We start from the raw sequence: 12578 nt of genomic DNA on the forward strand, positions 1-12578 counted from the left end.
TGATGCATATGAGTAGAAAAACAGAGATGGAACAGGGATATGTCAATAGCTGGATGATTGTGGCGATTAGCGCGATCGTGCTGTTCGTGGCGGCTGGTAGCGCGGCAATCTGGGCGTACCTGGCATATTCACAGGAAAAAACTGCGGTCGAGAGTCGGATGGCGGTAGCTTCGGCCAAGGCGCGCGAAGAGCAATCAAAGGCTGACCGCGAGAAATTTAATGAAGAGGCCAAAAACCCGCGCATTGAATTTGTCGGCCCCGAGCAGTACGGCCGCGTGTCGTTTATGTACCCAAAGACCTGGAGTGTTTACGTAGCGGCTGACGGCAGCGATCGCGGTGATTATAAAGCGTATCTCCACCCGGCTATCGTGCCACCGACGAATACGCATAGTAGCAACCAAAACAAGTTTGCACTGCGCCTCGAGATCCTTAACAGTGACTTTAATAAGACACTAGATCAGTACGCCAGCTTGCTGAAAAAGGGTGATTTGACCTCGAGTAGCGTCGAATACAACGGTAACACCGCCACGCGCATTGACGGTGCATTTAGTAAGGATCTGCGCGGCTCGGTGGTGCTGATGAAGGTGCGCGACAAGACGCTGCGTTTTTCAACCGATGCTGATACGTTCAAGCCAGATTTTGAGGCCATCCTTAAGACAGTGAAATTTGTACAGTAATTTTCTCGGCCGTGGCTGGCGCGTGAAATGACACGGGGCGGCAGCAGTTCTTTTTGGCGCCTCGGTTTGCTATACTAGAGGTATATGGCGCAGCCACAGTGGAGTGATAAGGAGTTTGCCGCAATGCCGAGCATAGCGGTGGCAGCGCATGAGCTGAAGGCGCCGCTGGCGTTGATTCGGCAGATGAGTTTATTGATTGAGGATGGTCAGCTCAGTTCAGCCGAGGCACAGCAGATGCAGCGGCGGCTGACGTTGACGGCGGAGCGCTCGCTGGCTTTGGTACAGGATTTGGCGCGTACCGTGAATGTGCGGCCAATGCTGTTTCCACTGGAGCCGGTTAATCCATTAGCGCTACTCGCCCAATTGGCGCACCAGTCGCGCGACATGCTGCGGCTGTATGACCGGCGGGTGACGTGGCCGCGTACGGGCAAAAAGCGGCTGGTGGTGGCTAATCCATTGCTGCTTGGGCGGATCATGATGAATTTTCTCGATAATGCGATGCGCTACAGCGAGGCTGGGGCCGCAATTCGCGTGACTGTTCGCCAGGCAGGGACGATGGTGCGGCTGGGCGTACGGGATTTTGGGCCGATGATGAGCCTGGCTGAGTATCGGCGGCTGGTGGATGAGATGACTATGCACAAATCAGTCAGAACCCGGCCGGATAGCAGTGGTCTCGGAGTGTATATCGCTGCAACGTTCGCGCGGGCGATGGGCGGGCAGATCGGGCTGATACGCCACCGAGACGGACTGACGTTTTATGTTGATGTGCCGCTCAGCGAGCAGATGAGCTTATTATGAAAAAACTCCTGATCATCGAGGATGACCCGCAGTGGGCGGCGGTGCTGGAGCGGTATGCGCTGGAGGCGGGCTATACAGCCCGAACAGTGGTAGCGGCCGGGCAGGCGATGGCGATGATTGATGAGTGGCAGCCGGATGGCTTGGTGCTTGATATGCTGCTGGCGGGTGAGACGGGGATGGCGCTACTGAATGAGCTGCAAAGTCATGAGGATCTGGCGCGGCTGCCGGTGGTGGTATGTAGTAATGTAGTGCTTGACCCTAATCAGCTGCGGCCATTTGGCGTGCGGGCGGTGCTCGATAAGGCGCGAATGACGCCCGACGACGTGCGAGCCGCGCTCAGCGTGCTAGGCGAGGAGGTCGAATGAAAGATGGCGAGCGGCTGAAGGCGATTGTGCTACGGCGGACGGATTATGCGGAAGCTGATCGAGTATTGCAGCTACTAACGCCCCAGGGGCGGCGGGCGGTGATCGCCAAGGGGGTGCGCCGCGAGCGGAGCAAGCTGGCTGGCGGCATTGAACTCCTGGCGCTGTGCGATGTAGTGATTCGTTCGGGCCGCGGCGAGCTGGGGCTGCTGACCAGTGCCAGGCTCAGTGCGTTTTATCGGCATATCCTCGAGGATTATGAGCGGATGCAGTTCGCCTACCAAGCGCTCAAGCTGGTGGCGCAGGCGACCGAGACCGTTGATGGGCCGGAGTGGTTCGCGGTGCTTAGCCAGGTGTTGGCGTGGCTTGATCGGCCGGCGGTTGATCGGCTGCTGGTCGAGACGTGGTTTTATATGCAGTACGCCGGGCTGCTGGGTGACGAGCTGAATCTACGCACTGACGTGGCCGGGCGGACGCTCACGAGCGATAAATCATACATGTACGATCCAAGCGAAAAAGCCCTAAGGCCAAGCGAGCAGGGTGATCTAACGGCCGATCACATCAAGCTGCTGCGCCTCATCCAAGCCAAGCCGCTGGAAAATCTCACCCACATCGGCGGTCTCGGCCCGGTCATCGCTAGTTGCTGGCTGGTGACTAGGCAGCATGCGGCGGTGTAGTCACGAGGAATTTAGGTGGCCGTGGTGATTGCGGTGAGGCAACGACAGTGGCGACGGCTGTCTTTCCAAGTTCGGTATCTGGCTGGATCAACCGGCCTGCTTCTGGGTCAAAACCGATTTCCTTAGCATAGAGGTAGTAGAAATATCTCACATGATTATGGAACGAACATAGCCTTCCAGAAACCCCGTTTTGCTGCGATTGCTTCATGATATATTCAATGTCACGTTCAACTATCTGGAGCCCTTTTATGGCGCTAATTTTTGCCTTGATATTTTCCTCTGGATCGCTCGGTTCATTTGAAAAAAGTGCTAAATCATGCGTCACGACATGTGTGTGCATGTCGAGGATGGTGCTGGTTATTGTCGGCTGGCTCGTATCTTGACGGGGAAATTGCTCCCAAAAATTAGCAATTTGCTGCTGGATTTTGTGAAATAATTCACGGCGCGCATCGTCGGTGAGCTCAGAGTTACATTTGGGATTGGTTTCATTGAATAAATTTTGGATAGAGCACAGCGCCTCTGTAGCGGCGAGAATATACTCTGTGTTGATATTCTTTACATGGTCGATATAAGTGGTCGGTGGGTTGTATTGTGGCTCGGGGGTATTGTGCAGTTGTTCTTCGAGGAGTAGACCTGAAACAAGACGAGTTTGTTCATAAGGTGTCGCTGGATCAATTAGCGCGCCAGTGAGGTTCTGGAGATACGGCATCGGGTTGTCATTAAATATACTGCATTTAAACAATAGTGGCCATTGAGCCAATAAATGTTTCATCTGTCTCGGATACTGTTGTGCATCAATAATAGGATAAAGGCGGTTATCGAGAGTATATGGCGGATAGGGACTAGAGGTCTCATTCGTTGCTCTCTCAGTAGGGTGCCTAAAATAGCCTGACTCAATGCAGGAAGATGCTCGGTTTTTCAACATGTTCTGACCCTCCAAGTTCTCGTTCTAGGGCGACTATACCACCATCACTAATGACACGTCAAGCGTGCTATAATAAACTTTAGTTAATGAATCGCCATGTTGCCAACATGGAGAAAGGTTGTGTGATGAGTCAAGCAAAAATGGAAGACATTATCAGCCTGTGCAAGCGTCGCGGCTTTATTTATCAGGGGTCGGATGTGTATGGCGGCCTGTCGGGTACCTGGGATTACGGTCCGCTGGGTGTGCAGCTGAAGCGTAATATCATGAATTTGTGGTGGCGTAGGTTTGTTGACGAGCGCGACGATATGTACGGCGTTGATGCGGCGATTTTGATGAATCAGAAGGTGTGGCAGGCGAGTGGGCACGTGGATACCTTTTCTGACCCATTGGTGGAGTGTAACCACTGCAAGGCGCGTTTTCGCGAAGATCACTTGCTCAAAGATCAACAGGAAAAGTTGGACGAGTACGAGGCTCTCACCGACAAGATCCAATGGTATCGCGAGCATGCCACGGCACCGAATTTTTATGACGAGATCAAAGAAAAAGAGCCCGAGTTGTTCAAGAAAATACTGGACATGGAGCTTGGCCCAAGTGAGATTGACCTTGAGGAGGCCAGTGATTTTGGGCTGAAAGAGTGGTCGCACGTACTGAGGGTGATAAAATGCCCTAACTGTGGCGTGCGAGGTGATTTTAGTGAGCCGCGACAGTTTAACATGATGTTCAAGACATTTGTCGGTGCTAGCGGGCAAAATGAGCTGGCGATTGATGAGTTGACGGGGGGCGTCGATGGTAAGCGTAGCCTCAATGGTATGAAAGCGATTACCTACGATCCACAGTCGATTTCCTATCTCCGCCCCGAAACAGCCCAGGGCATCTTCACTAATTTCAAAAACGTCGTCGATAGTTTCTACCCGAACCTGCCGTTTGGTATCGCTCAGCAGGGTAAAGCGTTTCGCAATGAGATTGCGCCGCGCGACTTCGTCTTCCGCTCTCGGGAGTTCGAGCAGATGGAGATTGAATATTTCGTCGACCCTGAGCATTGGCGGGAGGCGTTTGATGAGCTGCTGGCGGCGACGCATGCGTTCTTGGCAGAACTGGGTTTGAAGCAGGAACATATCCACGAGCTAGACGTGCCGGCGGAGGATCGGGCGCACTACAGCAAAAAGACGATTGACATCGAATACGACTATCCGATTGGTCGCGAGGAGCTGATGGGTATCGCGTATCGGACTGATTTTGACTTGATGAACATCCAGCGCGCCAGTGGCAAGAGCATGGAATACACCGTCAAGGGAACGAACACAAAATTTGTTCCGCACGTCATCGAGCCGTCGTTTGGTGTGGAGCGGGCGCTGATGGCGGTGCTGTCGGGTGCGTACCGTGAGGATGAACAAAACGGTGAAAAGCGGGTGTATTTGGCGTTGCCAGAGCATTTGGCGCCGGTCAAATTTGCCGTTTCGCCGCTGCTCAAGAACAAGCCAGAACTGGTAGAAAAAGCCCGCGAAGTCTACGCTGCACTCGCCAAAGCCAACCCCGGCCGAGTGATGTGGGACGACAACGGCAACATCGGCAAACGCTACCGCCGCCAAGACGAAATCGGCACGCCATACTGTGTGGTTATTGACTTCCAGACGCTGGAGGACGGCACTGTCACCGTGCGCGAGCGGGATACGACGGAGCAGCGGCGGGTGAAGATTGAGGAGCTGTAGATACTAGATATGAAAAAATAAATTAGTTTTGAGGAGCTAAAATATTGATAGAAAGTAGGCCTGAGTTTGATAAAATCACATCGTTTGATGAGTTTCATAAATACTATTGGTATCGTGAAGAACTTTCACAGATATGCAAGTCATTAGGATTAGAATATAGAGGTACAAAACAAGAACTTAATCACATTATTGAACAGTACTTTAAAGGCAATTTGATTAAAAAATTACCAATAAAAAACGAAACAAAGCAAGTTGAAAATATTACTTCAGATACACCATTACTTGAATGTGGTTTTTCTTTTAATGCAAAATTCAGAGAATATTTCTCCGCCGTAACAGGTATTACACCTTTTAAATTTACTGCTGATATGGCAACAGCTTGGAGGAAAGTAAAAAGAGAAAAGGATGGCAAATTTACAATCAAAGATATGCTAAAGGTGTATTATGGAGAGTCGGATTATGCCAAGTATGATAATTCGGTTTGTCAATGGAATCAATTTTTAAAGGATTTCTGTGCAGACGAAAATAGTCGCAACTATTCGAACAAATTAAAAGTAGCTGCTATTCTCTGGAAAGAAGTTAGAAATTCAAAAAAGGAAAAAATCTATTCAAAGAATCTTTTGACTGAATATGAACATAACATAAAAGAGTATCACGAATAGGTAATTTCCAACTTGTTAACACCCAATAAGCAGTTAATAATGGATATTGGAAAGACAAAGCGCGAGCTGCTTGAAGAAGTCGGCTATAAGGGCGATTTGCGCCATCAACTATTTGACGCGTCGTAAATATTGATTTATACGCATATCTCTGCTAATATAATACATACAGCACCTCGACTTGGGTTCGTCCCCGTCGAGGTTTTTGGTATAATGAGGTGCATGAAGAGGGTATATGTCGATGGCCAAAATTTTTTGTATAAGGCTGCCGAGGTTTTGATTGAGCATGGCAAAATATCTTCAAAGGACGAACTAACGAAGATAGATATTAGGTCGCTTGTCGAAAATATTGTTGGTGTCGGTGTGGAAATTGTATTTTACGGTGCTAAGGTGCAAGTTCGTAGGGATCTTGATGATTCAATTCTAGAGAAGACAACGCGTTTTTCGGATGTGGCGCGACGATTAAGAAACACCTTGAAAAATCAAGAAATTACCTTTAATGAAGTCGGTAAATTAAAAGTGCGCGACAGTGATGTGTGTCATAACTGTCAGCACAGAGATTTGCGTATGCAAGAAAAGGGTGTTGATGTTGGTATTGCGGTGGATATTGTCGTTGATTCATTAAGCGGACGGATTGATGAGGTTATACTGGTAAGCTCAGACACTGATTTGCTACCAGCTATTCGGGTTGCGAAAGCTCGGGGTGTAAAAGTTACGTATATTGGCTTTAGTGATAAAATGACAAGAGCTATTATAGCAAGAGCCGATGCTAGCGAAGTAATTCGCAACCAAGAAATTATTGATGCGTTTGATGTATATAATAATATGCAATAAATAGCTCGTATATCGTTGGCGGATTTGTTTTTACGGCGTATATACTCGCCAAGCGGTCTAAACTGTTGGAAAATATGGACAGAAGCGAACTTTTTATAAGATGACGGGGAAGATCTTACCCGAGGAAGAAAAGATACAGTCGGTCTTAAAAACTTTGTCTATAACGACGCTGGGCAGATTTTGGTCGTTAAAGAAATTAATCTGACGTACTGGGATTTGCCGGGTGGAGGCATGGATTATGATGAGGATTTTGAATCATCGCTGAAACGCGAGTTGTACGAAGAAGTTGGCTATAAAGGTGATTTGCGCTATCAACTGTTTGACGCGTCGGACGAGATGTATATTGAGCGGATTGACGCCAATCAAATCTGTTTTTATTGCCGCGTCTGGCCGGAGAATTTTGATTTTATACCAGGTGAAGAGGGCGACGAAGTGAGGTTTATTAATCCTGAGGAGCTATTGCTTCAGAAGAGCGAGGTTGACGCGCCAGCTCGAGCCTATGGAGCGCATGAGAAATGGCAGGAGCTATACAACAGGGGCATTTACAAATAGTACGCAGCGCTTAGATTGACATTAGCCAAATATTATAGTAAAATAAACCGCATGACAAAGGAATTATTAAGTAACTCCTGTGATTACGATACGGGTAGTCCAGAGTTTATAAGCAAGACCGAGATCAAGCGGATAATTATGGAGGCAGTCCGTGGGCGTCTTGAGTCCGATGGCGTGACCGTTGCACCCGTGATAATCCGTAGACGGTTAATGTATGATGCTACCACTGGGGAGGAGTGGCTTATAGGTCCGGAGTTAGAACCTGTAGAATGCGAAGGCCCTCTTATAGTTGAAGGTCGTCATACGATGAAAGACTTGCCGAATGGCAACACTGTTATGGAGCATCCAGAACGTACGCATTTGGATCGTGCGATTTATAATGCTATGACGGGTCGCTGCGAGAGAGCCTTTAGTCCCGATGATATTAACGTGCTTAGTACTGGATCCAAGAGTCTAATTAGTGCCCTGAATCAAGCTGGCTATGAGAAGGGGGGATTTGAATTAGGACAAGAGATGCCCTCTTTCCAATTTGGAGACGATAGGAGCGAGGATGGTGAATTGCCTCCAACCAGATTATATTTACATCGCACGGATCTATTATCATTGCAGATGGTAGCAGACCTTGTAAATTCAGGTGCTCGTCCGGACTATGGAAAACTTTGGGTTCCATATAATCAAGAGGGTCCACAGCGGTATCGCCAGGATACGCTTATTTTGGGATTCTCAGAGTATCGTGATTTGAAAGAAACAATTGAACTACTGCGCGAGAGGTTTTTGTGGGACGATGGGGCCTGTATAGGTGCCGGTGAGACACTTTATGGTCTGAAGGTTGCGGGTATCCCAGGCGCCTATATAGGGCAGACCAAGTATGGAGGAGACTCATTTAACGGCGAAATGACACAATATTTTGAAGAGGCTATCCAGCGCTCATGTGAGGATATCAAGCAGCCACAAACTGGTGAGGTGCTGACGGATGAGTGGCTGGATGCTATGGCGCGGAAAACGACAGATATACTAGGGTCAATTATGTCAAAGAATGGACGCACCACCCACCACGCTTTGATTGATTCAGATATGACTGCAGATTTGATAAAGCTTGCTAGCAGCGTACAATAGAGGAAATACATTGCAATAAAATTATAATTTTGTTATAATGTTTGCATGGTAATCACTACGATTCAAAAAGTTATCAAGATTGGGTCCAGCCGCGGCGTGACGCTGCCAGCGCGGGATTTGCGGGCACTGGGGATTCGCGATGGCGACGAGGTGCGATTAACGGTTGAGCAGGTAAGACCAATTAAACAGGCAAATAAGCCGTCGCTTCGCCAGGATTATGATGATTTTAAAAAACAATACGGCGAAACGCTGAAAAACTTGGCAGACCGATGATTTGCTATCTGGAGATTGACGAAATTCTAGAGCTGCATTTTTGGATAATTGAGGATTTTGGCGGCTCGCATGGCGTACGCGATGAACTGGGGTTAAAGTCGCTGGCGGCTGCGCCGCAAACAGTTGTTTTTGGTGAGGAGCAATATGTGTCAGTTCACGAAAAGGCGGCGGTTTATTTGCGTAATTGTATAGCAGACCATGTCTTTACCGATGTCAATAAGCGCACAGCGGTGACGATTGTTGGCATCTTTTTGGCGAGAAATGGCTGGAGAATGACTGCGGCGGCTGTTGAACTAGAAAATTTCGCTGTCCGCGTCGCGACCGATCATCTCGATATTGATGCGATTGCCGATTGGCTGAAGCGTCATTCACAGATTTGCCAATGATTTCATAGCAAGAAACTTCGGCGATAAAACGGATATTATCGGTCCAGTCGAAATAAATGTGCCATTATCTTGAAGATATTTTACACGTGTCAACTATATTGCTATAATAACCACATGCATATTATTCTTGGTGGGACGAGTGGGCTTGGACTGGAGATGGCGCGGCAGCTCAGAGAAAGCGGTAAGCACGTGTTGGTGCTGGGGAAGACGCATAATGCTCAGGAGCACGGCGAGGGATTCCCGTTGGACGTGTACTATCCCGAGCAGGTTGAAGCAGCGCCGGCGCTGATTGAGCAGATTTTGGGCGGTGACGCCATTGAGCAATTTGTCTGGGCGGCGGGCTATGGTTGGCGCGGTAATTTTGAGGATCAGCCTGATGCGCGCTCTATGGCGGAGGTGAATTTCGCCGGTGCGCTGCCGCTGGTGCAGTGGGCCTGGCATAGGATGGCGCAGCAGCGGATACGCTCTACACTAACGGTAATCGGCTCGACCAGCAGTATCAAAGCTCGCGGGGATGAAGCCGTGTATGTGGCGACCAAGCACGCCCAGGCGGGGCTGGCGCACAGCTTGGCGTTGCAGGCGGACGAGCAGCATTTACCGATTCGCGTAGCGCTGTTCTTGCCCGGGGCGATGAAAACACCGTTTTGGCGGGGACATCAGCCGGATGATTATGCTTTCTTTAATGACCCAGCCAAGGTGGCTGAGCATATATTGACCGCCGTTAACACGCAGTACCAGACATTCCTCGAATGGCCACTACCAAAGGGCACGTTGGTCTAGCCTCGCTGAAGTGCTATAATGCGGGCATGACGTACGAAGTGGATAGAGAATATTTTGGAGTAAAAATTGTAGTAATTGGCGGTGGAACTGGTAGTTTCACGCTGCTATCGGGCCTGAAAAAGTATACCCATAGTATCACGGCGCTGGTTAACATGGTTGACGACGGTGGCTCGACAGGCATGCTGCGCGACGAGCTGGGCGTGTTGCCGGCGGGTGATGTGCGGCAATGTCTAGTGGCGCTGAGCAGTTCGCCAAAGGTGCGCGATCTGTTCAATTACCGGTTTGACGAGGGTAGCATGAAGGGGCATGCATTTGGTAATTTGTTCATGGCAGCGCTGGAAAAGATGACGGGGAGCTTTTCGCAAGCGGTTGAGACGGCCAGCGAGGTGCTCGGCGTAAACGGACGGGTGTTTCCGATTACGCTGGACGATACCAAGCTATCACTGAGGCTGCGTGACGGTACGGTCGTCGAGGGCGAGCACGCCATTGAGGTGACAAATATTCCAGGTGATGAGCGGCCGTGGTTGGAGCTGAGCCCACCGGCAACAATCAATCCACAGGCTCGGCGGGCAATTCTCGACGCTGATCTCGTGGTGGTAGCACCGGGGTTATTGTACGGTAGTTTGGCGCCAGCACTGCTGGTGCGCGGCGTGACGCGGGCTTTGGCTGAGACCAAGGCTAAGAAGGTCTATGTCTGTAATCTGGTGACCAAGCCGACGCAGACTGACGGCTTTACGGTGGCGGACTTTGTCGATGAGATTGAGCGGTTTGCCGGGGTGAGCATGGACTATGTGCTGTATAACAATTATCGTCCACCAAAGGAGCTGCTTGATAAATACGCGCACAATGGTGAGTATTTGGTGGAATGGGACGAGGCGGAGCTGAAGAAAAAGCATTATTATGCTTCGGGCAAGCACCTGATCGCTAACGGCGTTCGCCAGCACAATAAAAAGGCCGATCCGCTGGCGGCGCTGCGTAGTCTGATCCGTCACGACAGCGATAAAATCGCGCGAGAACTAATGAGGATTTACTTTTCATGAGTTTAAAGTTGGTTCTTGATCTTGATCGCACCTTGTTTCGGACGAGTGAACTGGACGAGGCGGAGTGGGGGCTGCTTGGGCGGCAGTTTGGCATTGATAGCGAGGTAGAGCTGGCGCGGCGGACTGACTTTCATGTGCGCACTGAGAAAGCATACTATTATGATTTCGCGGCGCACGTGCGGGCGGCGGGACTCGGAGAGGAGGCGGTATTCGCGTTCCTGCTTCAGTCGACGTTGGCCGACGGGCGGATGGAGTACGATGGAGTGGCTGAGTTGGTGGCGTGGGCCAGGCAGCGTGGAACGGTACACGTCTTGACCTATGGGCCAGCGAATTACCAGCGATTCAAGGCGGCGCTGTGTCCGTCGCTTGAAGGGGTAGAGATTATCACTACATTGCAGCCAAAAGGCGAGTATTTCCGCGAGCAGTGTCCGACTGGTGAGGTGTGGATGGTTGATGATAAGCCAATTGGCGGTGATCTACCTGATACTGTGCGATTTATTCAAACGGTAGAATATAACGGCATCGCGGCGCCAGAACATCCAGCGTGGCCAGTAGCGACAGCGTTAGGCCAGATTCCTGAGATAGTAGATAGGTATGAACTTTCCAATTGATCAACTGCCCGAAGCGCTTGATACGCCGAGTTTTGTATACTCGCGGCGGATGTTACGGGAGCGGGCGCGGCAGGCGCTGGCGTGTCAGGTGCCGTTCGGCTTGACGGTGCGTTACGCCGCCAAGGCAAATTCACACCCTGAAATTATACGACTGTTTGATGAGTTGGGGTTACAATTTGATGCCAGCTCAAGCTACGAGGCGGCGCTGCTGCTCAAGCAAGGGGTGAGCGGCCCAACGATCAGCCTCTCGAGCCAGCAGCCAGCGCACAACCTCGACGAGCTGCTCCGGGCTGGCGTGCGTTACGTGGCGACGTCGCTTCATCAATTGGAGCTGGTTGCGGCGAGCCCATATCGTCCACGTACGGTCGGTCTGCGGCTTAACCCTGGCATAGGCTCGGGGCATAATAACCGGACGATGACCGGTGGGGTTAATTCTAGTTTTGGGCTGTGGCATGCCTATACCGAGCAAGCACTGGAGCTAGCGAGGCGTCATAACATAACGATCGATCGGTTGCATATTCACATCGGCTCGGGTGCTGATCCGCGGTTGTGGGGCGAGGCGATGGACGCAGCGCTGGCGCTGGTTAGACGACTGCCGGAGGTGACCAGTTTAGACATTGGCGGTGGCTTTAAGGTGCATCGGTTTGGCGATGAGCAGGAGGCGGATCTGGCAGCAATTTGTGAAGTGTTTTCTCAGAAATTGGCTCGTTTTGCCGAGGAAACGGGGCGGCAATTACATCTAGAGATTGAGCCAGGAACGTGGCTGGTAGCACATGCTGGCGTGTTGGTTGCGGAGGTAGTGGACATCGTTGATACTGGTGCAGATGGTCACACATTTTTGCGCCTTGATACCGGCATGAACGACATCACGCGGCCAGGGATGTACGGCGCGCAGCACGAGATGATGGTACTCGCGGGTCGCGAGGAGCAGCGAGAGTACATCGTGGTGGGGCACTGCTGCGAGACGGGCGATATCTTGACGCCAGCGCCAAGCAACCCAGAGAATCTCGCATCGCGGCAGCTGGCTCGGGCGGAAATTGGCGATAAGCTAGTGATCTTTGACGCGGGGGCGTATTGCCAGAGTATGTCGCTGAAACAGTACAATGCGTATCCTGACGCCGGCACCTATTTTATTGACTAAATTTAATTCATCTGTTATAATATCCCAGTTTGATAACG

Annotated in this window: 16 protein-coding genes; 15 read left to right on the top strand and 1 reads right to left on the bottom strand. The window is 50.6% G+C overall.

The window, feature by feature from the left end:
- Positions 1-8 precede the first annotated feature (8 nt).
- From FBF27_01250 to recO, 4 genes are all read left to right on the top strand, one after another.
- Positions 9-677, top strand: coding sequence for a hypothetical protein (locus tag FBF27_01250; protein QJU09045.1), 669 nt, complete (start codon positions 9-11; stop codon positions 675-677).
- An 84-nt stretch (positions 678-761) separates the two neighbouring features.
- Positions 762-1475 carry a HAMP domain-containing histidine kinase gene (locus FBF27_01255; protein ID QJU09046.1) on the top strand — a complete coding sequence of 238 codons (714 nt, stop codon included), beginning with the start codon at positions 762-764 and terminating at the stop codon, positions 1473-1475.
- Positions 1472-1840 (top strand): response regulator, encoded by a 369-nt coding sequence (locus FBF27_01260; GenBank protein ID QJU09047.1) that lies wholly within the window; start codon positions 1472-1474, stop codon positions 1838-1840. The genes FBF27_01255 and FBF27_01260 overlap by 4 nt, the downstream gene beginning before the upstream one ends.
- Positions 1837-2514 carry a DNA repair protein RecO gene (recO, locus tag FBF27_01265; GenBank protein QJU09048.1) on the top strand — a complete coding sequence of 226 codons (678 nt, stop codon included), beginning with the start codon at positions 1837-1839 and terminating at the stop codon, positions 2512-2514. The genes FBF27_01260 and recO overlap by 4 nt, the downstream gene beginning before the upstream one ends.
- On the opposite strand, the gene FBF27_01270 is transcribed toward recO, so the two are convergent.
- A complete protein-coding gene (locus FBF27_01270; protein ID QJU09049.1) occupies positions 2492-3286 on the bottom strand; it encodes a hypothetical protein in 795 nt (264 codons plus the stop codon). The two genes, recO and FBF27_01270, sit on opposite strands and share 23 nt — an antisense overlap.
- Before the next feature lie 260 nt (positions 3287-3546).
- Here FBF27_01270 and FBF27_01275 point away from each other — a divergent pair, with 260 nt between their 5' ends.
- From FBF27_01275 to FBF27_01325, 11 genes are all read left to right on the top strand, one after another.
- On the top strand, positions 3547-5148 hold the full coding sequence (locus FBF27_01275) for a glycine--tRNA ligase (GenBank protein QJU09647.1): 1602 nt from the start codon (positions 3547-3549) through the stop codon (positions 5146-5148).
- A gap of 44 nt (positions 5149-5192) precedes the next feature.
- Positions 5193-5810, top strand: a complete 618-nt coding sequence (locus FBF27_01280; protein ID QJU09050.1) for a hypothetical protein — start codon at positions 5193-5195, stop codon at positions 5808-5810.
- Positions 5811-6020: 210 nt separating this feature from the next.
- On the top strand, positions 6021-6641 hold the full coding sequence (locus FBF27_01285; protein ID QJU09051.1) for an NYN domain-containing protein: 621 nt from the start codon (positions 6021-6023) through the stop codon (positions 6639-6641).
- Positions 6642-6818: 177 nt separating this feature from the next.
- A complete protein-coding gene (locus FBF27_01290) occupies positions 6819-7193 on the top strand; it encodes an NUDIX hydrolase (GenBank protein ID QJU09052.1) in 375 nt (124 codons plus the stop codon).
- Positions 7194-7244: 51 nt separating this feature from the next.
- Entirely contained in the window at positions 7245-8309 is a 1065-nt protein-coding gene (locus FBF27_01295) for a hypothetical protein (GenBank protein QJU09053.1), read from the top strand.
- A gap of 45 nt (positions 8310-8354) precedes the next feature.
- Positions 8355-8582, top strand: a complete 228-nt coding sequence (locus tag FBF27_01300) for an AbrB/MazE/SpoVT family DNA-binding domain-containing protein (protein ID QJU09054.1) — start codon at positions 8355-8357, stop codon at positions 8580-8582.
- Entirely contained in the window at positions 8579-8968 is a 390-nt protein-coding gene (locus tag FBF27_01305; protein ID QJU09055.1) for a type II toxin-antitoxin system death-on-curing family toxin, read from the top strand. The genes FBF27_01300 and FBF27_01305 overlap by 4 nt, the downstream gene beginning before the upstream one ends.
- A 114-nt stretch (positions 8969-9082) precedes the next feature.
- Positions 9083-9748 (top strand): SDR family oxidoreductase, encoded by a 666-nt coding sequence (locus tag FBF27_01310; GenBank protein ID QJU09056.1) that lies wholly within the window; start codon positions 9083-9085, stop codon positions 9746-9748.
- Positions 9718-10788: a YvcK family protein gene (locus FBF27_01315; GenBank protein QJU09057.1), complete on the top strand. Its 1071-nt coding sequence runs from the start codon at positions 9718-9720 to the stop codon at positions 10786-10788. Before FBF27_01310 ends, FBF27_01315 begins: the two co-directional genes overlap by 31 nt.
- Positions 10785-11399, top strand: a complete 615-nt coding sequence (locus FBF27_01320; GenBank protein ID QJU09058.1) for a hypothetical protein — start codon at positions 10785-10787, stop codon at positions 11397-11399. Before FBF27_01315 ends, FBF27_01320 begins: the two co-directional genes overlap by 4 nt.
- Positions 11383-12540: a diaminopimelate decarboxylase gene (locus tag FBF27_01325; GenBank protein ID QJU09059.1), complete on the top strand. Its 1158-nt coding sequence runs from the start codon at positions 11383-11385 to the stop codon at positions 12538-12540. The genes FBF27_01320 and FBF27_01325 overlap by 17 nt, the downstream gene beginning before the upstream one ends.
- Positions 12541-12578: the final 38 nt, after the last annotated feature.

The sequence above is a fragment of the Candidatus Saccharibacteria bacterium oral taxon 488 genome, assembly GCA_013100805.1.
Lineage (GTDB): Bacteria > Patescibacteriota > Saccharimonadia > Saccharimonadales > Saccharimonadaceae > Nanosynbacter.

Bases quoted from the DNA above. Each gene is read 5' to 3' on its own strand.
- FBF27_01250 (QJU09045.1), top strand. From the start codon at position 9: ATGAGTAGAAAAACAGAGATGGAACAGGGATATGTCAATAGCTGGATG.
- FBF27_01255 (QJU09046.1), top strand. From the start codon at position 762: ATGGCGCAGCCACAGTGGAGTGATAAGGAGTTTGCCGCAATGCCGAGC.
- FBF27_01260 (QJU09047.1), top strand. From the start codon at position 1,472: ATGAAAAAACTCCTGATCATCGAGGATGACCCGCAGTGGGCGGCGGTG.
- recO (QJU09048.1), top strand. From the start codon at position 1,837: ATGAAAGATGGCGAGCGGCTGAAGGCGATTGTGCTACGGCGGACGGAT.
- FBF27_01270 (QJU09049.1), bottom strand. From the start codon at position 3,286: ATGAAACATTTATTGGCTCAATGGCCACTATTGTTTAAATGCAGTATA.
- FBF27_01275 (QJU09647.1), top strand. From the start codon at position 3,547: ATGGAGAAAGGTTGTGTGATGAGTCAAGCAAAAATGGAAGACATTATC.
- FBF27_01285 (QJU09051.1), top strand. From the start codon at position 6,021: ATGAGGTGCATGAAGAGGGTATATGTCGATGGCCAAAATTTTTTGTAT.
- FBF27_01295 (QJU09053.1), top strand. From the start codon at position 7,245: ATGACAAAGGAATTATTAAGTAACTCCTGTGATTACGATACGGGTAGT.
- FBF27_01300 (QJU09054.1), top strand. From the start codon at position 8,355: ATGGTAATCACTACGATTCAAAAAGTTATCAAGATTGGGTCCAGCCGC.
- FBF27_01305 (QJU09055.1), top strand. From the start codon at position 8,579: ATGATTTGCTATCTGGAGATTGACGAAATTCTAGAGCTGCATTTTTGG.
- FBF27_01310 (QJU09056.1), top strand. From the start codon at position 9,083: ATGCATATTATTCTTGGTGGGACGAGTGGGCTTGGACTGGAGATGGCG.
- FBF27_01315 (QJU09057.1), top strand. From the start codon at position 9,718: ATGGCCACTACCAAAGGGCACGTTGGTCTAGCCTCGCTGAAGTGCTAT.
- FBF27_01320 (QJU09058.1), top strand. From the start codon at position 10,785: ATGAGTTTAAAGTTGGTTCTTGATCTTGATCGCACCTTGTTTCGGACG.
- FBF27_01325 (QJU09059.1), top strand. From the start codon at position 11,383: ATGAACTTTCCAATTGATCAACTGCCCGAAGCGCTTGATACGCCGAGT.